The organism is Methylotuvimicrobium buryatense (assembly GCF_005931095.1).
GTDB classification, from domain to species: domain Bacteria; phylum Pseudomonadota; class Gammaproteobacteria; order Methylococcales; family Methylomonadaceae; genus Methylotuvimicrobium; species Methylotuvimicrobium buryatense.
Genome location: NZ_CP035467.1, coordinates 176,163 through 199,380 on the forward strand (window position 1 = coordinate 176,163; position 23,218 = coordinate 199,380).

Genomic DNA, 23,218 nt, shown 5'->3' on the forward strand with positions numbered 1-23,218 from the left:
TTTCGGCGTCGGGGTGCCCGTCAAAGGACGCCGTGAATACGTCCCTGTAGGCTCTATGACAGCATCCATGCTGCCAAAGCCTTTGCCGAGCACCCCGGCGCCTCCTCAGGTACTGCCGAAATTTGAAGTGCGAAAGGTATAGGTATATTATTTTTTTAATTGGTGCCAAGCATAAGGCGGTTTTTTGAAAAAATCCGAATTGATGTTTGGGGCCACCGGGTAATCGGTTTGTTGGGCTTGAAAGAGTAACGCGATGCGCAAGCCGCCAAAGCGGGATTGAGCCATCTGTAATTCGGCATGATGCAAGGCCGCGATTCTTTTCACCATCGATAAGCCGAGACCGCTGCCCTGAGCATGGTTGGCGGTTTCGACGCAACGGTAAAAACGTTGATATGCATTTTCGAATTGTTCGGTCGGAATGCCCGGCCCCGAATCTTCGACACATAAACAAGGGCGGTTTCCTTGTGCGGTCAGGCTAATCAATATTTTGCCGCCTCTTGGCGTGTATTTGATTGCGTTATCGACGATATTTCTTATTAAGATATTGATGAGTAAGGAATTGACCATGACTAAACTGTCGGTGTCGTTATCAAAACCCATGGTAATTTGTTTTTTATGGGCTTCCGGTTCCATTTCGGCAATGATTTGAATAATTTCATTGCTCAATTTGATCGGTTGTTTAGTCAAGTAACTGGGGTCCGATTCGATGCGCGAAAAAGTCAATAACTGTTGTACTAGGCCGGTCATCCGTTTCACTGCCTGTTCAATACGGCTTAATGCTTGTTGTCTGACGCCAGCGTCGGTTGTTTTTATCGCGACTTGGGCTTGAGTTAACAAGCCCGCGAGCGGGGTTTTAAGTTCATGCGAAGCGTCGGCCGTAAAGCGCCGTTCGTTTTCGAAGGCTTTCTCAAGCTGGATGAATAAAGTGTTCAAGGACTCGACTACCGGTATGATTTCAGTCGGAAGCCAGCGCGTCGATAGGGGTTTTAAGTAATTAGCCTCGCGCTTCGCCAGTTGCCGCGCCAGGCGATTGACCGGTTTGAGCGAGCGGCCGACAATGATCCAAATGACCAGTCCGAATAAAGGCAAGCTGATCAATAGCGGTTTGATTAAATGGTTGGCGATTTCGTCTTTCAATTCCTGACGGATATCGTCACGTTGACCGACATGAACGATATATTCGTCTTCATCATTGGAAACGCTGAAAACATGCCAAGTATGTCCTGCTACCTCGGTTTTGGTGTAGCCGTTTGTCGAATGCGACATCGGTTGTTTGGGTGCGGTTTTCGACCTTAAAATCAAACCCTCGGTTTTATCGATTAATTGAAACGATATTTTTTTACGTAATTGCGTGAGTTGCTGGTCGGGTGGCGGCATTTTTTCAGGGCTGTCCAAATCCCATAATTCATTCAGCGAGCCTTTATAAAGCAATTGTCCGACAAACGAATATAGCGCTTGAGCGGATTGTTCGAGTTCGGCATTGAATAGTTTGACGACTTCATCGCGTGTGACCCTATAGCTGATATATGCCGTAACAGCCCAGATGACTATGGTTGCTGAAAGCAATGCAAACAGCAGCACTCCTTTAAGTGAGTAACGCATTAATTCTCATCGAGTATGTAGCCGACGCCTCTGACTGTGCGGATGTAATCCGAGCCTAGTTTTTTGCGTAGATGATGAATATGCACTTCGACAGTATTGCTTTCTATTTCAGAACCCCAGGAATATAAGGCTTCCTCGATACGCGCCTTGGAAACGACCTTGCCGATATTATTCATTAAAAAATTTAAAATGCCGAATTCCTTTTGCGATAAATTAACCGGGGTGTTATGGATCGTGACGGTATGCGCCGCGGGATCTAGCACGATGCCTTTATGTTCGATTTGAGAGACGCTTCGCCCCGCTTGTCTTCTGGCTAGTGCTCGAAGGCGGGCGCAGACTTCCGATAAATCGAATGGTTTAACGACAAAGTCGTCGGCGCCGCTATCGAGTAAAGTAACTCGATCGTCGATGCCGTCCCGCGCCGTTAAGATCAAGACCGGGGTTTCATCTTTTCGTTTTCTGATTTCGGAAAGTAGGTTTAAGCCGTCCATACCCGGCAGATTAAGATCCATTACAATCAGTTCATAACTGTTGGATTTCAGTGCTTCATCTGCCTGCGCGCCGTTCCTAAGCCAATCGACCGCATAGCCTTCCATCGTTAGGCCGGCTTGTATGCCGTCGCCCAGAATTTCATCGTCTTCGACCAATAATAGCCGCATAGTGTTACCAATTAGAATGCGTTGATGTTCAATAAGTAGTTTTAAATACCTGAAAAAATCAATTCTTTGCCAGGCACCCCGGTGCCTCCTTAAACGCTGCCGAAATTTGAAGTGCGAAAGGTATATTCTCAGACGATTTTGCGATTAAAAGAGAGTAAGACGTCAACTTTCCAAGCGTTTACCGTATTGCATAACATACTCTTTAAATTTAGCCGCATCAATTCGGAACGCAGTGTCTGTGAACGGTCTTGTTTTTCGCTTAATTATTGCTGCAGAACGTCGGAGTGTTAAACAAGACATGCTTCTCGTCAGGAAAAGGGAAAGCGAGCGTTTACAATGATTTCGGTGTTAAAATACCTCATCTTCAATCATGTGCAAAAAAATCTTGCCGCCGATAAGTTTATACATTCACATACCTTGGTGCATCAAAAAGTGCCCTTATTGCGATTTCAATTCTCATGCGGTCAAGGGTGAGTTACCCGAAATTCGCTATATCGATGCTTTGTTGCAAGATTTGAGCCTAGATTTGGAGCGCTTTGCCGTTCGGCAGCCCGCCATTGGGACGATATTCATTGGCGGCGGAACGCCCAGTTTGTTCTCACCCGAAGCGATCGATCGATTGCTTTGCGGTATTAGGTGTCAAACGAAGCTAGCCGATAACGCCGAAATCACGCTCGAAGCCAATCCAGGTACCTTTGAAAGCGGTAAATTCGCTGAATTTCGAGCTATCGGGATTAATCGATTATCGATCGGCGTGCAAAGTTTTAATGATGCGCAATTGAAAAAATTGGGAAGGGTTCATTCGTCGGCCGAGGCGATTCACGCGGCGGAAATTGCGCAACGTGTCGGCTTTTCCAATTTCAATCTAGACTTAATGTTCGGTTTGCCGGAAGTTTGCGAATATGACGGCTTGTCCGATATTCGTACCGCCGTCGATTTGAATCCCGCTCATATCTCTTTTTACCAGTTGACGTTGGAGCCGAATACTTATTTTCATAAGTTTCCGCCGCAACTACCGGAAGAGGAAAGTATCTTTGCAAAGCAAATGCAATGCCAAGTATTATTGGAAAGCGCGGGCTATTGGCAGTACGAAATTTCCGCCTACAGCAAGCCGGGTGCTCAGTGCCGACATAACCGCAATTATTGGCAATTCGGCGATTATCTGGGGATCGGCGCAGGTGCGCACGGTAAAATCAGTTTGGAGCTGCCCTTCGAGATTTATCGTAGCGTTAAACCTAAAAGCCCCGAGTTATATATGCAAACGCTTGGCGAGGAAAACCCCGTCTTGTGCGAAGCCGATAATCTTCCTATTGAATTCGCGATGAATCATTTCCGGCTTAAAGAGGGTTTTACCGAAGCGCACTATCGCGCCGTTACGGGGTTGAGTCTCGACAGTCTGCAGCCGGGCCTTGAGCAATGTATCGCGCAAGGCTTGGTCGATTTTACGGATGATCATTACCGCTGCTCGGAGCACGGTTGGAATTTTCTCGATACCATCCTTGAAAAATTCATTCGTTGAATGAGGGTTTGGTCATATACCCATCGTAGATCAAAATTCGGCACCGGGGTGTCCTCAGACACTACCGAAATTTGAAGTGTGAAAAAGTATAAATAATTGCCCTATTTCTCGTTTCCACTGCCCCAGCCTGGGAATGCATAGCGATTTAGTTTCGGCAGCCAAGGTGTAGAATCCCTCGGAGGAACGTGAGAGATCGTCATAACAGGTATCGAGGGCAAATTAGCCTACTTCCTTTTGATTGAAAAACCGCCTAAGAATAAAAGGTATGGGATATGTCTATCGAGGGCCCCGTGACCCCCATACTTAAAGCAATTTACACCTTATCTTTCAAACTATTACATAAAGAAACGCAATGCTTGATTACCAAAAAGATTTTATTCAGTATGCCCTGGACTGCGGCGTGCTCAAATTCGGTGAATTTCAATTAAAGTCGGGACGCATGAGCCCTTATTTTTTCAATACCGGATTGTTCGATACCGGTGCGAAATTGGGCAAATTAGGCGAGTTTTACGCGCGGGCCTTGCTGGAGTCGAAGCTAGATATCGATATGTTGTTCGGCCCGGCATATAAAGGCATTCCGTTGGTTAGCGCGACTTCGATTGCTTATGCTCGACTAACCGGAAGAGATATGCCGTTTGCATTCAATCGCAAGGAAGCCAAGGATCACGGCGAGGGCGGAGTGATCGTCGGTACGTCTTTGTCCGGGAACGTTCTGATTTTGGATGATGTGATTACGGCTGGGACGTCTGTGCGCGAGTCCGTCTCCATTATTAACGGAGAGGGTGCTTATCCTGCGGGCGTGCTTATCGCGCTGGATCGGCAGGAAAAAGGCCCGGATGGGCAATCCGCTACAGAGGAAGTCAGGCAAACGTATGATATGCCTGTCCAAAGTATCGTTTCACTCGAACAGATTATTGAATATTTGGAAACTGTTCAGGATTTAGGCTATCCAGTTGATGCAATTATCGAATACCGCAAACAATACGGTATTTAAAAATAGTTGTGCGTGACTAACAGATTCAACGATATGGTCTACACTTACCCGCATTACATCGTTATACTTCGTTCGCTTCGGTTGCGTGAAAGACTCAAGCGACCTTATCATCTTGCAGACTAATGACCGAAAAAAAGGCCAGCCATGAGGAACCCGGAATTTAAAGAACAGCTGCATGAATATTCGCAGTGGCGCAGTCAGTTGGTACAAGCGATTGAAATGTATCAAGAATGGCGTATCCGTTACGGGATGAACGATGTTCATAGCACCGGGACAATTTTGAATATCCTTAATGGCTTAGAATCGGACCGCGTTACGCTGGCTTTTGTTGCGGAGTTTTCGCGCGGCAAAACGGAGCTGATCAATGCTTTGTTTTTTGCCGAAACCGGTGTTCGATTGTTGCCTTCAGCTCCTGGTCGGACAACGATGTCGCCTACCGAAGTATTTTATGACGAGGAGGGGGGCAGTTATATTCGTCTGCTGAATATAGAAAGTCGCTTAGAAGATATTTCGCTGGCCGAGTATAAAAACAATCCCGCTCGCTGGACACAAATCGATCTAAATTTCGATTCTCCGACGCAAATGCAAGAAGCATTTAAAGAGTTGATCGCCACAAAGAGCGTGCCAAGGGATGTAGCGGATAAATTGGGATTATGGAACGAACGTGAAGCGGCCGAGCAAGGGGTCGTTAATCCTGAAACCGTTGAAATTCCATGTTGGCGCCATGCATTAATCAGTTTTCCGCATCCGTTATTGAAGGAAGGACTTTGTATTCTCGACACGCCGGGCTTAAATGCATTAGGTACCGAGCCTGAGCTGACGTTGAACATGCTTCCAAGCGCTCAGGCAATCATATTCGTTCTAGCTGCCGATACCGGAGTGACGAAGAGTGACTTGGAAATGTGGCGTAATCATGTTTGTAGCGCTAGGGGCGGGAGAAAGCATGGATTAGCGGTCGTCATGAACAAAATCGATTCGATGTGGGACGATCTAGCCGGTGAGACGGGTTATGACGCAGCTATAGAATCGCAAATTAGCACGTCGGCCGGAATTTTAAATATCGACGAATCATCCATCTTTCCGGTATCGGCAAAGCAGGCGCTGCTGGCGAAGGTCAAATCCGATGACGTGTTGCTCGAAAAAAGTCGGTTATATTCCTTGGAAAAATATTTGTCCGACGACATCCTGAAGCAACGGCGGCAAATATTACTCAATACGATTAAAAAAGATATCGGTTTTTTGGTGGGCGAATCGTCTAATCTTACCGACGGTAAGTTGACCAATGCTACCAAGCAATTGGAGGAGTTCAAGAAGCTGGATTTTGAAAATCATGAAATGACCGAAAAGCTGATGGCCGAAACCCGCGACAGGCAACAGCATTACATGATCAATGTCGAAAATTTTCAAGCCAGTCGCAAGGTTTTTAGCGTGCAGGCAAAAATCCTTATTGACTCGTTTGCCAAGGAAAAAGTCGATGAGATCATCCGGCAGACTCGGGAAGATATGACCAAGAGTTTAACGACATACGGCATGAAGCAGCAAATTCGTAAGTTGTTCGACGATTTACGGGATTTATTGCAAGACGCAGTCGATACGACTAATGAAACACGCCGTTTGGTTAAAGCGATTCATAAAAAGTTTCAGGACGAATACGGTTTCAAGGAAATCGAACCGCAACTTTTCTCGATTAAGCAATATCAGTTCGAATTAGAGCAGATCTTCGAAGAAGGGGAAGTATTCCGGACCAGTGCAAAAACCACATTGACTGAACAAAGCATTGTAATTAATAAGCTTTATAGTACGTTAATTAGTAAAGCGCGAAATATTATGAAACATGCCCAAAAAGACGCCGCCGCCTGGAGTAACAGCGTGCTGACACCGTTGATGCATCAAATCAAGGATCATAAAAAACAGATTGAAGGGCGTTTGCAAATGCTGAGAAAGATTAATGAATCCAAAGGTAGCGTTGCTGAAAATATAGCGATTCTGGAGCAAGAGCTAGAGCCGTTAAAAAGACAGCGAAGCGAATTGGCCACGATCATTAAGGCGATGCAATTGGATATGTCGGCTGATAGTGAACAGTAAACAGTGAGAAGTAAATAGTGAACAGGGAACAGTGAACAGAGCACTTCGGTTGTGAGCTCTGTTGTATGATTTTCTCGGATACGCCTACACAATGCTTAATGTGTTCTCTTCTTGGTGTTGTCGAATGACGCAATTGCCTTTCGCGCCTTTTTTATTTACACAGATATTTAGTACTCAGTCATTTTTACAATGTCGGGTAAAAATAGTTTAGCTCAGCGTAAATCCGCTCATCCTTCGGCAGGTTCTCAAGAAATGGATTTTTATGCGTTTAAAATCAATATCTTGACAAGATGTAAAAATACAAAAAAATACGTCAAACAGCGATTGTTTCATAGTAACGCCATGCGACCGAAGGGCGCTTACTTTGCTCAGGACGAACGGATTTACTTTTCCCCGGCAAAACAAGATTGACTGAGTACTAGTTTTTTTTAAAAATCAAATCCCAAACGCCGTGGCCGAGGCGTAGTCCACGGCTTTCGAATTTAGTTAAGGGCCGATAAGAGGGACGCTCGCTAAATCCTCCGCCGGCTTCGGCATTATTAAGATCCGGTGCATTTAATAATACCGCCAGCATATGCTTAGCATAGTTTTCCCAATCCGTCGCGCAATGAAAATAACCGCCCCGTGTCAATTTTGCCGTGACCAAATTGACGAAGGCCGGTTTGACGATACGCCGTTTATGGTGACGTTTTTTCGGCCAAGGGTCGGGAAAAAATAGATGGACACCCGCTAGGCTTTGATCGGGGATGCTTCGGGCCAGAATCTCGACTGCATCATGGCAAAAAATTCGGACATTGCTCAGTTCGCGCGCTTCCAGTTGCATAATCAAATGGCCGACGCCCGGTCTATGCACTTCAATACCGATGTAATCGCAACCGGGGTTCGCCTCGGCCATGTCCGCGAGGCTATCGCCGTTTCCGAAACCGATTTCGACGATAACCGGCGCTTCGCGTCCGAAAATTTCGCTGAAACAGCATTCGATACCGGGCTCCAGGCCGTACTTATCCCAGGAATCGGTGAGTGCTTGCTGCTGGCCGGCGGTGATACGGCCTTGACGCCGCGAAAAGCTTCGGATTTTGCCGGCGTTGGATAAATCGGGGGAATTCATGCTGACGGAGTTCGGCGTTTATATTGCAATATTAATGAATACGGCTGAATCGGTTGGGTTAGCGAAGCGTAACCCAACAGTTCAGTGCGAATGCATGTGCTTAGAGTTGAAAAAACAGCCAAGCGAATCCTATTTGGCAGTTTAATCATGAAGCACATGAAGTATTTCAAGAGATTACCTAAAGTTCATGAAAGTCTGGTAATCGCCCCAGTAAATGAAAGTGCTAGGCGTTGGGGAGGGTGCGGTCACTCGCCCGACAGGACGCCGTGAATACGTCCATGTAGGCTCGACGGCGGCTTTCCCTGCCGCCGACGCCTGAACCGCACCCTCTCCGGAACCGGCATTTTCTCTGCCGAGCTTCTTATATCGAAAAATTAGATAAAGAGCCAAAATCTACGAACTTCCACAGTAATATTTCCGCTAATCTTTTGGGTGAACGAAAGTTCTATGCAAACGCATAGCAAGCCCAGCTTTAACATTTTTCGGTATTTGGGTCATGGGTGCTTGATTTGTTTAGGCTGGGCAAGTTATTGAATTAACTTACACTTGACCTTCAAAGTCTTTTTCTAGGTTTAAAGAAACAAACCGTCGATCGGCGACGAAGCCGAAGCGAATCGTTTTCTTGGCATGCGTCCGGCTAAAAATGCCAGGCGACCGGCTTCGATTGCTTTTCTCATCGCTTCAGCCATCATGACCGGATGTTGGGCGGCGGCGATCGCGGTATTCATTAGCACGCCATCGCAGCCGAGCTCCATCGCGATAGCGGCATCGGAAGCCGTTCCGACGCCGGCGTCGACCAGAATCGGTACGTTGGCGTTCTCGACGATGGTCAAAATGTTGTATGGATTACGAATGCCCAATCCCGAACCGATCGGTGCAGCCAATGGCATCACCGCAACACAGCCGATATCCTCCAGTCTTTTTGCGGCAATTGGGTCGTCATTGGTATAAACCATCACATCGAAGCCGTCCTTGACCAATAATTCCGCCGCAACATACGTTTCGGCGACATCGGGGAATAAGGTTTTTTGGTCGGCCAAGACTTCCAGTTTGACCAGTTTATGGCCGCCCAATAACTCTCTGGCCAAACGGCAGGTCCGCACAGCATCGTCGGCAGTGAAGCAACCGGCGGTATTCGGCAAGATCGTGTACTTATCAGGCGAAATTACATCGAGTAGATTGGGTTCGCCCGGGTTTTGGCCGATATTGGTCCGTCGGATCGCGACCGTAACGATTTCAGCACCGCTAGCTTCGATAGCCAGGCGGGTTTCCTCCAGGTCTTTATACTTACCTGTGCCGACCAATAAGCGCGAATGAAAGCGGGTGCCGGCTACGGTGAAAGTATCGTCTTGGCCGCCGCCGATGGCATGAACGATTTCGAGACGATCGTTGTCTTGCAGCGTTTGCTGCTCGTAGCGGTCGAATGGCAGGATTTCTTTATTCAATTCAACCGCGATGCGTTTGCCGCTTAGCCCAATATCGGTTATAACCCGCGCGACCGTTGTCGCTTCCGGATACTCGCGGGATTCGCCATTTAACAATATGTTCACGTTTACGCTCCGTTTTAATTTTCAGTCTTTCTGCGTGCAACGACTGCCGCAGCAAGATCTTTCAACAACTGTATCGAATCTTCCCAGCCTAGGCAGGCATCGGTAATACTTTGTCCGAAAGTCAACGGTTTGCCGGGAATTACATCCTGGCGTCCGGCCTTTAAGTGGCTTTCGATCATGACGCCGATGATGCGTTTGTCGCCGCAGGCTATTTGCCCGCCGACATCCTCGCCGACGATCAGCTGACGTTGATATTGTTTCAAACTATTCGCATGGCTGAAATCGATCATAATGCGCGGTCTTAATCCTGAGTTTTCCAGCCCCTCCGCGACTTTTTCAACGTTGACCGCATCGTAGTTGGGCTGGCCGTTGCCGCCGCGTAAAATAATGTGAGCATCTTCATTGCCGCGCGTCGAAAATATCGCCGAACGGCCTTCTTTCGTTAACGAGAGGAAGTGATGGGGGCTCATTGCGGCGCCGATTGCGTCGATCGCGATTTTGATCGAGCCGTCGGTCGCGTTCTTGAAACCGACCGCACAGGACAGACCGGAAGCCAATTCGCGATGCACCTGACTCTCGGTAGTTCTTGCGCCGATGGCCCCCCACGAAATCAAGTCGGAAACATACTGCGGTGTGATTAAATCGAGATATTCGGTTGCGGCCGGCATGCCCAGTGTGTTTAGATCCAGCAATAGGCGCCGGGCAATACGCAGGCCTTTGTTGATATCGAAGCTGGAATCCAGATCGGGATCGTTGATCAGACCTTTCCAGCCGACCGTCGTTCTGGGCTTTTCGAAATAAACCCGCATTACGATCAGAAGATCTTTGTTCAATTCGTCTTTGATCGTTTTGAGTCTTTTTCCATACTCGATCGCCGCTTCCGGATTATGAATCGAACACGGGCCGATCACGACTAACAAGCGGTCGTCATCTCCGGTTAATATGTCATGAATTTCGGCGCGCGTTTGCAGCACCGTAGTCGCCGCGAGTTCATTCATCGGCAGTTCTTCGTGTACTGCAACAGGCGCGATGACTTCTTTCGTTTCACTGATTCTTAAGTCATCGGTGTTATATTTGCTTAACATAATAGTTATCCAGCTTGAAAGTGCGCGGAGAGTTAAAAGCCGCTCATTTTAACTTTTTTCACGACCGTTTTGTTAGTTTTTGCTAGGCTAGTCTGTAAAGTGATCTATCGCACACCTATATAGATCGAACCGTCGCTTAGTAAAGCAATGATTGTCAGAACAATTTTCTCCGCTTGTTCAACGACAAAGGCGGTTTAAACTATTCCGCTAACCGCTAACCGCTAACCGCTAACCGCTAACCGCTAACCGCTAACCGCTAACCGCTAACCGCCTCTTCCGGCAAAAAGCCTCCTGCCTGCATTGACCAAAGCCGATGATAAAATCCTTTTCGATCCAGTAATTCATTATGGCTGCCGTCCTCGACGATTCGGCCGTTGTCGAAGACCAAAATGCGGTCGAGATGGGCGATCGTCGATAAACGATGCGCAACGGCGATGACGGTCTTACGGCCCATGGCTCGGTCGAGATTTTCCTGAATGGTTTTTTCAGTGACCGAATCCAAACTGGATGTGGCTTCGTCAAGAATAAGAATCGGCGCATCCTTCAGCATGACGCGAGCGATGGCGATGCGCTGACGCTGTCCGCCGGACAGCTTAACGCCGCGTTCTCCTACCAGGGCATCGTAACCTTCTTTCATGTCTTTGATAAACTCGTCGGCGTGAGCGAGATCAGCTGCGCCAATGATTTCCGCATCCTCCGCATCCAGTTTGCCGTAACCGATATTTTCTTTGAGGCTGCGGTGGAACAAGCTCGGATCCTGAGGAATCAGGCTGACCTGTTCATGCAAGGAATCTTGAAATACGCCAGCAATATCGACATCATCGATTAGAATCGCTCCGTCTTGAGGCTCGTAATTGCGCAGCATTAGCGCGACAAAGGTCGATTTTCCGGACCCGGAAAAACCAACTAAACCAACCCGTTGCCCCGGTTCGATGATGACGTTCAAGTCTTCGAAAACCGGTTGCGAGGGATCGTAACCGAAACGAACATGACGGAACTCGATCCTGCCATGTGTCACGATTAGAGGTGTAGCTTCAGGTTTGTCGACAATTTCGTGAGGACGAACGATGGTATCGATACCGTTGGCAACATTGCCGACATATTCGAAAAACTCTAAAAAACGTCGTGTTAGATTACGGGCATCGCTGATAATCAATAACGCCAAGGCAATACTCATTGTAAAATCGCCGACACTGATTATGCCGCCTTCCCAAAGTGTGAGCGCATAGTAGACCGTGCCGATCTTGAGTGCGGCGGCGGCAATGAATTGAAACCAACGGACCCGTTCCATATACCAAAATGTGCGGCGTCCGGCCCGAACTTCGGTTTCCAAATATTCATTCAAATAACGGCGTTCGTAATCGAGCCGGGCAAACAACTTTGCGTTAAGCATGTTGCTGACCGCGTCGACGATTTTGCCGTTGACCTGACTGCGAGTCGCGGCGTAACTTTTTGCGTAATGCTGACAGCGGGTGGCAAGCCAATAAGAAATGGCAATATAGGCCAGTACCCAGCTTGCAACGTATTGCCCCAAACCCTGATGAACCCCTAGCAATAAAAAAATCGACACGCTAAAGGTTATTGTAATTGGCCAAAATTCGCACAAAACCGACCACGTTGTATGATTGACACTGATCGCGGTTTCGCTAATGCGATGCGCCAGCGCTCCGGCAAAGTGGTGGCCGAAGTAGCTAACCGAGTGATACTGCAAATAAGCAAAAAGTTTTTGTGTTGTTCTTTGCCGCAAACGAGGTCCGATAATAATCAGCAATGCACCGCTGGTTCGACTGAAGATGATCTCGGCCAAAGCCAAGCCTGCCAGCAATAGCAATGGTTGTTGCAATGTTTTCAGTACCGGGCCGGTGTCCCCGGTCAATGAAGCGACGCCATCCATAATGGCCTTGACTGCATAAGGCACCAGAATATTGCATGCCGCCTGTCCGGTCTCGAGAATTAACATTAACGTCAATAGACCCGGGAAACTGCTAATACAGTACAGGATAAATTTGACCGTACCGGTAGGAAGGTTCGGAGCTTCTCTAGCGCGTTGGAAGGGAGAGGAGTTAGACATGATAACTGATAATTTAAAAAATTACGGGTGATTATATGCCGAACTAATAATTTTCAATGTGACTTCAATCTTAACCGGTTGATCAAGGAGTTTTTCGATATCGATTCGAAGCACTTCAACGTCTTGTGAGCTAATGTTTTCGGAGCTGCCCAATACAGCTGAAAGGCAAAGGGTGTCGCCGGCCGAAATGACCCTGACGTCATCAAGCTGAATAGTTTTGCCATTGACCATATAAGTCTGGCTTCCGACGGCTGAGGTAATTCGGCCATGGTTAATATCGGTCATTAACGAATCGTAGAGTGGAATGCTCACCAACGCGATTAATAGCAGCGAGAACCCAAGGCCCCAATTAATGCGAATTACGGTGGAAAAGCCCAAAAACAGAAACGTTAGCGCGCCGGTCATGGCGATTCCGGCAAAGTTAGTCAGAAATAATAAGCCGGCGCCGCTGACAATTACCCAATCGTGCCAAGCTAAGCCGATACCGATTACGCAAAGTGGTGGAACTAGCGCAACGGCAATCGCCACGCCGGGAAGGCTTTTCAGTATGTTTTCTTTGGCGTGAGCATAGGCGGCGGCCATACCCGATACGATTGCGACACCGAGGTCCAATAAACTCGGTTGCAATCGGGCGTGGATTTCTTCAGTGATCTTTTCGTAAGGCAATATTAGCGTTGTTAAAGCCGATACCGCAATGGCGGCTATAAGGCCAATTAAAAACACCCAAATCGCATTATTAAACAGTTTGCGGTCATTACGCAAAATAGCCATCGATAGCGACACGATCGGCGCCATTAGTGGTGCTAGGATCATTGCACCAATCACGACCGGTGCACTGTTTAAAAATAAACCGAATGTCGCCAGCATGCTGCTCAGCACCATCAATACCAAAAACGGCCCGGAGAGTTGGGCATTTTCCTTGAGCATTAGGAACAGGTCCTTAAAGTCGTCTTCCTGCGCAACCGAAAAAAATGGGACTTTTTTCCGCAAACGCTGCAAACGCACTTCGTTTTGAGGTAGGTTATTGATTTTTAGAGTTTCCTTTTCTGCCTCATGGGTATCATGGACGAATTTGAATTGTTCGCCGACAATGATCTTAATGCTGTCCGGTATGCATTTGAAAAACAATGTTTCTGCTTTACAGGGGCGCCCGTCTATCCAATAATCCAATTTCTTCGAAGTGCTCAGTGTGAGTTCGCGGGTTTTGATATAGCTAACCGCTTTAGGAAGTCTTGCGGCTGTTCGGTTTTTATAATAAAAACAATCCAGCAAAAAAAACAGATAATCGACAGTTGAACAAGGCGCGACCAGCATGGCCGATAGCTTATTGTCTTGAGATGATATCGTTTCGTTGACCAAGTTAGCCGCAAACGCTTCGATATCGTTTTCAATGATTAATACACCGGTGACCGCAGTTTTGATTTGATCGCGTTTTTCGGTGGCAATGCTCAAATCGAATGGTTTCAGGCGGGTAAGGCTAGCGGCATTTTTGATGAGATGAATTAATCTTCTTAACAAGGATTGCCGTTCGTAATATTGTTGGCGAAAATTAAAAAAAGGTACATAGCCGACCATCACCGATAACAAAACGGCCTCGTCATTACACAGTAACAAGTCGAGATCGATAGCCTTATTTGGCGAGATGGCAAGCGGTAACGCTTTCTCGATTTGGGTCGGAATGTTGAAAAGGCGGCAGACGATTGACGATTTATGTGCGGGCAGCAGTCCTATACTGAAGTGGTATCGATGCGCCTGGTTGAGTAACAAAGAAAGATCTGCGCTTTCCAGCAGGCTCACTAGATGGTGTCTTCCATTAAGTTGTTTTTTGGGATTAAGCAAAAAATCGTTCAATAAAAGAGGTTCGAGTTCGATGCCGTATTGTTGCGCCGATTCTTGTGCGCCATGCAGTTGTTTCGGCTTTATATGATGATGGATCAATAAAATTTTTTGCAATGAGTTCATAATAATGCCTCTCTAGAAGTAAAAACGTTTCGGCTAAAACTCCACTGCTTTCATTAGCTAATACCGTAGTTTCATGGGCGAAAGATAAACGTCTCGTTTGCTAAGCCAATAAAATTCGGATAGATTGCACCGATTGTTAGGTCGTATTAGAGGAATCACTCGATCTTTACACTAATACGCAATTTTAGGGGCGACCGATGCAAGTTGAAGTGCTTCTGATTTTTTTATTGATTGTAGTTCTTTTCTGTTGGTCGGATGCTTTGTCGATTAGAGAATATGCTTATCTGGCCGCAAGAAAACACTGTGCGGATATGGATGTGCAAATGTTGGACGATTGTGTCGCATTAAGTCGGATGACGTTTAAAAGAGATGAATTCGGTAAGTTAAGGTTGATGCGTTCTTTCGAATTTGAATTCTCGGCGTCGGGCGATGATCGTTATATCGGGTTGATAACGATGACCGGTCGGTGCATCGAGTCGATTCAGATGCCGCCTTACCGGATGGTATAAAATCAACGGCGGCATGCTGATCTAGTTTTATGCCCGTTTGTAAGCGGCGGGCCTAGGCTTTTATTTAAAAAGGAAAATTAACAATGATTTTTACAACAACACCGGATGTGCCGGGACGAGAGATTACTGAAAACTTGGGCGTGGTAGTGGGTAATATTGTGCAATCAAAGCATGTAGGGCGCGATTTCATGGCGGCTTTAAAAGGATTGGTTGGCGGTGAAATTAAAGGCTACACTGAAATGTTAGCCGATGCTAGGGACCTTGCCATTGAACGAATGGTGACAGAAGCACAGCGTCGCGGCGCCGATGCTGTGATTAATATTCGGTTTACGACCAGTGCGATCATGGCCAATGCGTCCGAAATCATGGCTTATGGAACTGCGGTAAAACTCAAATGATTCAGCATAAACGCGTAGACTCCCCTTGTGTCGGTAATTGCTGTCTCGACGACGCCGATGTTTGCTTAGGTTGCTATCGCACGCTCGAAGAAATCAAATCTTGGGGGGTGGTAGATGATGAAGCGCGTATCAATATTCTTAACAATGTTTCGCAAAGGGCCAAGCAAAAAGTGTATTCCGATCGTGTAAGTTGTTGACCTAGGAACGGAGCTAGGCGTCGAGTTAAAAGTAGTCGTTTTTGCAAAGCTTATTCGCGGCTTTTGGGATTGATGATTGAATGGCGACTAATGCCAATGCCATGGAATACGTTTAATGTAAGGATGCCGGGCAGAATTACACCGAAGAAATTATATTTCAGCCTTATTAAAGCTGTGTTATTTAACACAGTTTTAATAAGGCGTTTTGCCATAGCGCCAAACTTTAAGGAAAAACGCTGCATTCCGGTAGGAATCGGCGAAATCCAGTGCAGGGATGGCAAGGCTTTTATATTCATGTTTCGAGGCGAATGCCCAAATGACCGCTCAAGGCACTGTAAAGCCGAATTCGAAAATCAGCTTTACAGATGCATAAAGTACCAATGCGATAGCGGCAAGATAAACCAACAAGCGGATAGAATTATGCTTAAGGTTGCCTAAAAGTGTTGGTGCTTTGCCTTCTTTTTTAAGTTGTTCGTACAATGCTCGCTGACTCAGCGCCCGCTGCTTTTGATATTGATGCAGTAGGATTTGTGCTTGTTGGAGTTGGGTTTGATCATTAAGCCACAAAGCCGGCATCGAAATTCCCCAGTTACCTGCCGACGTTTCATAAAAGTCGATCGAATGTTCGCTTAGAAGTTCGCGAACTTCCTCGGCTTCGTCTTCTGGTACCCCTCTGAGTGAAAATAGTAAATGCGGCATAGTTTATGGAAAAAAATAATGGGTTTATTAATCAGCAATTCCCAATTTGGAGATCAAAAAGGGTGTGGGGTATGCTTGGCGAGGATGTCGGCAGCAGGGCAGATTTTTGCTCCTCGGCAATTGCTCCTGCATTGCCCTACTACACGCCATCCTTGGCGTTCGAGCTGCCGCCAAGCCCCCATGGATGGGTTTACGGCGTTCCTCGACAGGCATACCCCACACCCTAAAATCGGCGAAACTGCTCAAACTGGGAATTGCTGTTTATTAATATTGTATGCGATAACGGTGTGTTCTTTCATTACTATGAATCTAGCTTATATAATTCAATGACTTAGTTCATAGGCGCTACATTTATTAGGTTCTGTATGCGGTAAAAGTTGAAAACTCCTGTCACTACCGGAAACGCTTAAGGAACGAGCATGAAATAAATTAGACAACTGTTGAAGGAGGGGGGTTGGTGGCTCGATTGACAGGTGTCGGCGGCAGGGCAGATTTTTGCTCCTGCAAAATCTGCATTCATGCCATCCATGGCAATCAGATTCCGCCGTCAAGCCTAAATGGACGTATTCACGACGTCCTGTCAAGCGAGTCACCAAGCCGCCACAAAGCCTACTACTTGTATAAGTTATACCCATCGTAGATCAAAATTCGGCACCGGGGTGCCCGTCAAAGGACGCCGTGAATACGTCCATGTAGGCTCTATGCCAGCATCCATGCTGGCAAAGCCTTTGCCGAGCACCCCGGCGCCTCCTTAAGCATCGCCGAAATTTGAAGTGCGAAAGGTATACTTTGTACATATTCCTAACTATTCAAAGTGAATTTTAGGGTACGCTACGCGTACCTGATGTCGGCGCAGAGTATTCCTGTATCCGCAATACAAAAACTGGCTTGCCTCGAACGACACGCTCCGCAATGAGAAAAAGAAGACCTGTCGACATTTTGATCGGAAATGAAACAGTCTGTTTCTAAAAATAGGTCAAATGACACAATAAAACTGTGTTATTTAACCTATTTTTTTATTGACCGCCTCTTCCGTATTTATTATTTATAATAAAAACAAATAGTTATAAGTTGGCATTCATTCTGCTTATGTTTATAGCATTGAGTTAATTGCTTAATTGTCTGCAGAGGTAAAAAAAATGAGTCAAGATTTAGCGCGTGTGGAAAATGAAGTCAATTTTGATAACAATGGCGCCCTGTTAGTGGGTGCCGGTTTGGCTGTAGCATCCATGATAGTGTTGCCGGCGTTGGCAATGCGGTTAGGCTTGGGTGCAAGCTTGACTGGTGCATTAAGAATCGCGTTAATGAAAGCATCAAATCGTGCCGCGAGCGGCGCTTATCGATCATCGACAAAAACGGCCGCTTCGTAATTATTCCCTTTGCTAGTCAAATTTCGGTGCCGGAGCGTTTTTTAACGGACACTCCGGCGCCGAATTTTGTTCTACGATGGGTATTTTATGATTGGTTCTCAGCCCGTTCTATACTTTTCCTATCAAACAACTTTCTTTGTTAAATTAAATTGTCATTAATTCTCATGAGCTTGCTTTAGCTCTTAGAGTAAGCGCTTGTTGTGTAAAATTTATTTTGCTAATATCCGCCGTTAGGAAATGAAATCAAATCAAGAATTCAGAATGAACGATACCAAAAAAGCTTGTGATTTATGTGGTTTAACGGTGGAGACGCCGGGGTTCAAGTTGAAAACCAAAGAAGGTGATAAAGATTTTTGTTGTGAAGGATGTAAAGGAATTTATCAGATGCTGCACGAGGATCAAATTCTACCTGAATCCGAAAAATCCGAGTAAGCCTAACTTCTATCATTAAATTGAATAATTAAGGAAAAGACTATATGAAACATGTGCACGGCAAAACCGCACAACAGGGGATGAATTCCATGTCTAAAGAAATTGTTAAAGGTTCGATGGCTTCTGCAACGGTTCAAGGCGGAAGCAAATTGCTCGGTAAAGCGGCCAAGCATCCGTTATTGGTTTTCGGCTTAGGTGTAGCCGCCGGTTACGTGATCTATAAATATCGTAAGGAAATTATTTCGGGAACCACGAAAGTGGTCGATGCCGGAAAAGATTTTGTTTTGCAACAAAAAGAGAATTTAGAAGATATCGTTGCAGAAACAAAAGAATAATAGCTTATAGGTCGAAGCTGAAGTCGATTCATCCTGGATAGATGAATTATTGTTATACTTCGGTCATATTTTGTTATGGCATGATTATTTTATTCGACGCCGATAAGGATATAAGAGATAGTGACTGCACTAATCAATAAAAGGGTCGAATAGAAATCCGCGAATTTGTTTATGCGGAGTATTTAACGGGTGTTCTGTACTGATTTGTCGGAACGCCCGTTTTTGTTTCTACTAAGGCAATGTTTGAATTATGGCTATCCAAAGAAGTTTTGTGTTGCGTTATCGGGAGAACGGACATGTCAGGTTTCAAATTCCCTCGGAAGCCTGCGATTCCGCTGCGGCTAAAGCGTTGACCGAAAAATTGCTTGAACTCGACGGAGTTTATCGGGTCGTGCTATATCGGCGACAACAAAAATTATCGATACGTTTTCAAGAAACGATTTGCGAGTTCGAATCGCTGGTCAAGCAGTTGTATCAAATCCTAGCCGAGATTGAGAAAACTGGGCTTTTTAATCCGAAGCCTATAGCCAAATCGAGGCTATGGAAAGTACGAGCCATTAGTAATAAAGCTAAACCGGGTCCTCTCAATTGGTTTAAACGAAAATACACCGATGCCAAAGATACGGTACATGCCGCTAAAGTCGTCGGAAAAATCGGTTTAAAAAAACCCAAAGCTTTTTTAAACGATCCTGAAAAAGCCGTTATCGACTTTTTAAACGATATTTTAGTGCTGTTTCTGATCAAGTTGCATTGGCAGCACATTACCCAGCAATGGATCGTGAAGCCATTCAAATATCGTTATGAATGGATGGCGATCTTCTATATGTTTTATTTATTGATACGGTCACGTAAAAAATAAATTCTTTATTTCTATGCCGCCTTGTGCGGCATAATTTTCAAATCGCAGTATTTGTTGTTATTCACTGGCCTGATATTACCGTCTAAATCGATATGGATTCCCAAAGCGTGACTTTTAAAAACTTCCGGCTAGTTCATCAATTATCCCGGCGCATTCGGATCGAATCTCCAATACTAAAAAAAGACCAAGAACGAGGTTATATTTTTGAAATCCTGCTAAAAAAGCGCTCGGAAATCAAAGCGGTTCGCTCGGTTTTCTCGCTGGGTTCGGTCGTGATCGAATTTGACCCGGCTAGCCTTCCGAAAAAGAATTTACTGATTTTGATCGATGCGGTACTCGGTAATATCGCTCATAAACAAAGCATCGATCGCCAAGCAAGAAAGAAAGACTTTGACGGTCCGCTGCAAGAAGTCGATCTTGCCGTCGAAGGCATGACGTGCGCGTCCTGCGCTTTGCTAATCGAAATGGTGCTGAAGCGCGATCCGGCGATCAAACATGCCAGCGTCAATTTCGGCACCGAAACTTTAACCGTCCATGGGCAGCTCGATAAGGACGAAGTCGGTGCAAGAGTGGCGTCGCTCGGTTACAAAACCTATGCGATGGATACCTTATCGCAACGCAAAATTCTGATTGAAAAAGAACACCAACGTATCGTGGAGGCGCGTCGTCGTTTCGTCTGGTCGGGTATTTTGAGCCTGCCCGTCGTCGCAGTCGGCATGAGCATGCCGTCGTCGCGCTGGCTGCATTGGCTGCAATTCGGTTTGACGACGCCCGTCGTATTTTGGTCCGGCCGGCAGTTTTTCAGCAAGGCTTTTCGTTTGGCGAAACACCGAGCCGCCAACATGGATTCATTGATCGCGTTGGGCGTCGGTTCCGCATACGGTTATAGTTTGCCGGCATTATTTCGAAACAGAGGTCATATTTATTTCGAAGCGGCCGCCGCGATCATTACCTTTGTCTTGTTGGGGCGCTATCTCGAAGAAAATGCAAAGGGCAAGGCCGGAGAGGCGATCCGAAAATTAGTCGATTTGCAGCCGCAAACCGCAACGTTGTTGCGCGATGGCGAAGAAATCTCGATCGATGTCGACGATATCGCAATCGACGATATTTTGTTGGTGCGTCCGGGGGAAAAAATACCGACCGACGGCCAAGTGATTCATGGCGTTTCGACCGTCGACGAAGCGATGGTGACAGGGGAAAGTTTACCGGTCGTCAAGGAAGTCGGTCAAAAAGTGATAGGCGGCTGCGTCAACGGCAGCGGCGTATTGAAGATACGTGCGACTGCGGTCGGTATGGACACCGTGCTGGCCGGTATCGTACACATGGTCGATCAGGCTCAGGCCTCCAAATTGCCGATTCAGAAACAGGTCGATAAAATCTCGGCGGTGTTCGTGCCGTCGGTCATAGTTTTTTCAGGCTTGACGATGGGCGGCTGGTTGCTGGTTGGCGCGCCGTTCGCTCATGCATTCGGTAATGCGATTACCGTGCTATTGATTGCTTGCCCTTGTGCATTAGGCTTGGCGACTCCGGCAGCAATCATGGTGGGTACAGGGCGTGCTGCGCGCGAAGGTGTTTATATCCGCAACGGCGAAAGTCTGGAACTGGCGGCCAAGCTCAATGCGATCGTGTTCGATAAGACAGGCACGATTACCGAAGGTAAACCGAAAGTCAGCGAGTGGCTCAATATTTCCGGAGTAGACGATGAGGAAGTTCTGATATTGGCTGCGTCGGCAGAAAACAATTCGGAGCATTTTCTCGGTAAAGCGATTGTCGACTATGCCAAAGAACGTTCGATGGTCCTACAGGAATGCAGTCATTTCAAGAGCGAAACCGGACGAGGCATTCTAGCCGAAGTCGGGGGGCAAAATTTATTATTGGGCAATAGAGGGTGGTTGGTTGATCAAGGTGTTTCGATCGATGCCTTATCGAAAGCGGCCGGCGAATATGCCGGGCAAGGAAAGACGCCCGTGTTTATGGCGATAAACGGCAAGGAGTCGGCGGTTTTCGGTATTGCCGATAAGCCTCGACCACAAGCGGCCAAAGCAATCGCGCGCTTGAATAAAATGGGCGTACATACGCTGATGGTGACCGGCGATACCGAAAAAACGGCTAACTATATAGCTGCAAAAGTCGGTATCGAAACGGTTGTCGCAAACGCCAAGCCCGAAGATAAATTGGCGATTATCCACGAATTCCAACAACAAGGTCGCCATGTCGGTATGATCGGCGACGGCATCAATGATGCGCCGGCACTGGCGGCGGCCGATGTCGGTTTTGCGATAGGCAGCGGTACCGATATCGCGATCGAGTCGGCCGATATGACGCTGGTCAGCGGCGATATTACCAAAGTGACCGATGCAATCGAGCTGAGCACCGATACGATTCGCATTATCAAGGAAAATTTGTTTTGGGCGTTCGGTTATAACACGATCGCGATTCCGGTCGCGGCCTTGGGTAAGCTTAATCCGATGATCGCCTCTGCGGCGATGGCGCTGAGTTCGGTGTCGGTGATCGTCAATTCGTTGCGCTTGGGTAAAAAATAGGATTTAAGATGGATCATTCGACAATGGATCACGGCATGCATCACATTGCTGCGGCCGGCGGTTTCGACTACAGTCTGGCGTTCATGGCCGGATTGTTGGGCAGCGGACATTGTTTGGGAATGTGCGGCGCATTGGTTTCCGGTTACTTCATGAAATCAGGACCGTCCAGAAGCTATCTCCCATATTTCGCCTATCAACTCGCGCGCATTTTCGTTTATACGATGGTCGGCTTTGCCGCAGCCTCGCTCGGCGTCGTGTTGGTTTCGAGCGGTCTGTTCGGCAAATTGCAAAGCTTGTTGCAAATGGTGATCGGCGCCGTGGTGATTATTTTGGCTTTGGGTATTCTCGGTTGGATACCGTTTCAAGGCTCGATTCGATTGATTCCGATGAATGTGTTGCGCAAGGGCTATGCATCCGCCAGCACCAAGGGACCGGTCGTCGGCGCGCTGATTGCCGGGCTGTTGAACGGTTTGATGCCGTGCCCATTGACGTTTGCAATGGCCGTTAAGGCTACATCCGCGACAAGCATTGCCGAGGGCGGATTGTTGATGCTGACTTTCGGTGCCGGAACGCTACCGATGATGTTGTTCATCAGTGTCGCATTCGGTAAGATGAGTGCGCATTTCAGAGGCTTGATGTTGAAAACGGCGGCCTTGATCATGATCGTAATGGGTTCGAATACGATCTATATGGGGCTGTCGTTCTACGTCGAGGAACATCATCATCACCGCGATTTCTTGCATGATTTGAAAGATAGAATCGATGAATTGATTGTGTTTTTAACCGAATTCGTCGACTATCTCGGCACCATGGTTAATAATGTGCCGGGGACATAAGGCCGACTCGCATAAAAAATACCCCACGTATCGTTCTCTCAAGAGGGCCGGATGCCTTGTGGGAGCGATCCCCTGATCGCGATGTCGAAGCGGGGAGCGCCTGGTGACAATTAATTAATGGTATCGGGGCACATTGGCTAAGATGGCAAGATGCTATACCCATCGCAGATCAAAATTCGGCGCCAGGGTGTCCGTCAAAGGACGCCGTGAATACATCCCTGTAGGCTCTATGCCAGCTCCATGCTGGCAAAGCCTTTGCCGCACACCCTGGCGCCTCCTCAGGCACTGCCGAAATTTGAAGTGCGAAAGGTATATCTACGGTTTATGTATAACGATGAGCGCACCGGCGCGGAAGACAATAGCGCGTATAAACGGAGAGCGCAATGCATACCTTGCCGGAAACAA

General features: G+C 47.0%; 22 protein-coding genes. 13 read left to right on the forward strand and 9 right to left on the reverse strand.

Annotated features, from left to right (window positions below; genetic code table 11):
• Positions 1 to 147 precede the first annotated feature (147 nt).
• Positions 148 to 1,602 (reverse strand): ATP-binding protein, encoded by a 1,455-nt coding sequence (locus EQU24_RS00855; protein ID WP_017841325.1) that lies wholly within the window; start codon positions 1,600 to 1,602, stop codon positions 148 to 150.
• Positions 1,602 to 2,261: a response regulator gene (locus EQU24_RS00860; protein ID WP_017841324.1), complete on the reverse strand. Its 660-nt coding sequence runs from the start codon at positions 2,259 to 2,261 to the stop codon at positions 1,602 to 1,604. The genes EQU24_RS00855 and EQU24_RS00860 overlap by 1 nt, the downstream gene beginning before the upstream one ends.
• 370 nt (positions 2,262 to 2,631) lie before the next feature.
• Between EQU24_RS00860 and hemW the strand changes: the two genes are divergently transcribed.
• The 4 genes from hemW (at position 2,632) to EQU24_RS00880 (ending at position 7,270) form a co-directional block, all read left to right on the forward strand.
• Positions 2,632 to 3,780: a radical SAM family heme chaperone HemW gene (gene hemW, locus EQU24_RS00865; protein ID WP_017841323.1), complete on the forward strand. Its 1,149-nt coding sequence runs from the start codon at positions 2,632 to 2,634 to the stop codon at positions 3,778 to 3,780.
• 352 nt (positions 3,781 to 4,132) lie between these two features.
• Positions 4,133 to 4,774 carry an orotate phosphoribosyltransferase gene (gene pyrE / locus EQU24_RS00870; RefSeq protein WP_017841322.1) on the forward strand — a complete coding sequence of 214 codons (642 nt, stop codon included), beginning with the start codon at positions 4,133 to 4,135 and terminating at the stop codon, positions 4,772 to 4,774.
• 144 nt (positions 4,775 to 4,918) lie between these two features.
• The gene (locus EQU24_RS00875; protein ID WP_017841321.1) at positions 4,919 to 6,859 is read left to right on the forward strand and encodes a dynamin family protein; all 1,941 of its coding nucleotides are present in this window, start codon (positions 4,919 to 4,921) and stop codon (positions 6,857 to 6,859) included.
• Positions 6,860 to 7,048: 189 nt separating this feature from the next.
• Entirely contained in the window at positions 7,049 to 7,270 is a 222-nt protein-coding gene (locus tag EQU24_RS00880) for a hypothetical protein (protein WP_017841320.1), read from the forward strand.
• A 7-nt stretch (positions 7,271 to 7,277) separates the two neighbouring features.
• On the opposite strand, the gene trmB is transcribed toward EQU24_RS00880, so the two are convergent.
• From trmB to EQU24_RS00905, 5 genes are all read right to left on the reverse strand, one after another.
• Entirely contained in the window at positions 7,278 to 7,967 is a 690-nt protein-coding gene (gene trmB, locus EQU24_RS00885; protein ID WP_017841319.1) for a tRNA (guanosine(46)-N7)-methyltransferase TrmB, read from the reverse strand.
• A gap of 572 nt (positions 7,968 to 8,539) precedes the next feature.
• Positions 8,540 to 9,517 (reverse strand): sulfur carrier protein ThiS, encoded by a 978-nt coding sequence (gene thiS / locus EQU24_RS00890; RefSeq protein ID WP_017841318.1) that lies wholly within the window; start codon positions 9,515 to 9,517, stop codon positions 8,540 to 8,542.
• 14 nt (positions 9,518 to 9,531) lie between these two features.
• Positions 9,532 to 10,602 (reverse strand): 3-deoxy-7-phosphoheptulonate synthase AroG, encoded by a 1,071-nt coding sequence (gene aroG, locus EQU24_RS00895; protein WP_017841317.1) that lies wholly within the window; start codon positions 10,600 to 10,602, stop codon positions 9,532 to 9,534.
• 256 nt (positions 10,603 to 10,858) lie between these two features.
• A complete protein-coding gene (locus EQU24_RS00900) occupies positions 10,859 to 12,673 on the reverse strand; it encodes an ABC transporter ATP-binding protein (protein WP_026130241.1) in 1,815 nt (604 codons plus the stop codon).
• 21 nt (positions 12,674 to 12,694) lie between these two features.
• Positions 12,695 to 14,635 carry a DUF389 domain-containing protein gene (locus EQU24_RS00905; protein WP_017841315.1) on the reverse strand — a complete coding sequence of 647 codons (1,941 nt, stop codon included), beginning with the start codon at positions 14,633 to 14,635 and terminating at the stop codon, positions 12,695 to 12,697.
• A 197-nt stretch (positions 14,636 to 14,832) separates the two neighbouring features.
• Here EQU24_RS00905 and EQU24_RS00910 point away from each other — a divergent pair, with 197 nt between their 5' ends.
• The 3 genes from EQU24_RS00910 to EQU24_RS00920 all read left to right on the forward strand — a co-directional run bounded on the left by EQU24_RS00910 (position 14,833) and on the right by EQU24_RS00920 (position 15,739).
• The gene (locus tag EQU24_RS00910; RefSeq protein WP_017841314.1) at positions 14,833 to 15,144 is read left to right on the forward strand and encodes a DUF3301 domain-containing protein; all 312 of its coding nucleotides are present in this window, start codon (positions 14,833 to 14,835) and stop codon (positions 15,142 to 15,144) included.
• An 83-nt stretch (positions 15,145 to 15,227) separates the two neighbouring features.
• On the forward strand, positions 15,228 to 15,542 hold the full coding sequence (locus EQU24_RS00915) for a YbjQ family protein (RefSeq protein WP_017841313.1): 315 nt from the start codon (positions 15,228 to 15,230) through the stop codon (positions 15,540 to 15,542).
• The gene (locus EQU24_RS00920) at positions 15,539 to 15,739 is read left to right on the forward strand and encodes a DUF1289 domain-containing protein (RefSeq protein WP_017841312.1); all 201 of its coding nucleotides are present in this window, start codon (positions 15,539 to 15,541) and stop codon (positions 15,737 to 15,739) included. The genes EQU24_RS00915 and EQU24_RS00920 overlap by 4 nt, the downstream gene beginning before the upstream one ends.
• 50 nt (positions 15,740 to 15,789) lie before the next feature.
• On the opposite strand, the gene EQU24_RS00925 is transcribed toward EQU24_RS00920, so the two are convergent.
• Both EQU24_RS00925 and EQU24_RS00930 read right to left on the reverse strand, forming a co-directional pair.
• On the reverse strand, positions 15,790 to 16,035 hold the full coding sequence (locus EQU24_RS00925; RefSeq protein WP_138767049.1) for a hypothetical protein: 246 nt from the start codon (positions 16,033 to 16,035) through the stop codon (positions 15,790 to 15,792).
• A gap of 28 nt (positions 16,036 to 16,063) precedes the next feature.
• A complete protein-coding gene (locus EQU24_RS00930) occupies positions 16,064 to 16,438 on the reverse strand; it encodes a DUF6164 family protein (protein WP_017841311.1) in 375 nt (124 codons plus the stop codon).
• A 1,139-nt stretch (positions 16,439 to 17,577) separates the two neighbouring features.
• Here EQU24_RS00930 and EQU24_RS00940 point away from each other — a divergent pair.
• The 6 genes from EQU24_RS00940 to EQU24_RS00965 all read left to right on the forward strand — a co-directional run bounded on the left by EQU24_RS00940 (position 17,578) and on the right by EQU24_RS00965 (position 22,813).
• Positions 17,578 to 17,808: a hypothetical protein gene (locus tag EQU24_RS00940; protein WP_017841310.1), complete on the forward strand. Its 231-nt coding sequence runs from the start codon at positions 17,578 to 17,580 to the stop codon at positions 17,806 to 17,808.
• Between the two features lie 261 nt (positions 17,809 to 18,069).
• Positions 18,070 to 18,240 (forward strand): heavy metal translocating P-type ATPase metal-binding domain-containing protein, encoded by a 171-nt coding sequence (locus EQU24_RS00945; protein ID WP_017841309.1) that lies wholly within the window; start codon positions 18,070 to 18,072, stop codon positions 18,238 to 18,240.
• Positions 18,241 to 18,284: 44 nt separating this feature from the next.
• Complete coding sequence (locus tag EQU24_RS00950) at positions 18,285 to 18,575, forward strand: hypothetical protein (protein ID WP_014146685.1); 291 nt, start codon at positions 18,285 to 18,287, stop codon at positions 18,573 to 18,575.
• Positions 18,576 to 18,825: 250 nt separating this feature from the next.
• The gene (locus EQU24_RS00955; RefSeq protein WP_017841308.1) at positions 18,826 to 19,434 is read left to right on the forward strand and encodes a hypothetical protein; all 609 of its coding nucleotides are present in this window, start codon (positions 18,826 to 18,828) and stop codon (positions 19,432 to 19,434) included.
• A gap of 92 nt (positions 19,435 to 19,526) precedes the next feature.
• On the forward strand, positions 19,527 to 21,977 hold the full coding sequence (locus EQU24_RS00960; RefSeq protein WP_017841307.1) for a heavy metal translocating P-type ATPase: 2,451 nt from the start codon (positions 19,527 to 19,529) through the stop codon (positions 21,975 to 21,977).
• 8 nt (positions 21,978 to 21,985) lie between these two features.
• Positions 21,986 to 22,813, forward strand: coding sequence for a sulfite exporter TauE/SafE family protein (locus tag EQU24_RS00965; RefSeq protein WP_017841306.1), 828 nt, complete (start codon positions 21,986 to 21,988; stop codon positions 22,811 to 22,813).
• Positions 22,814 to 23,218: the final 405 nt, after the last annotated feature.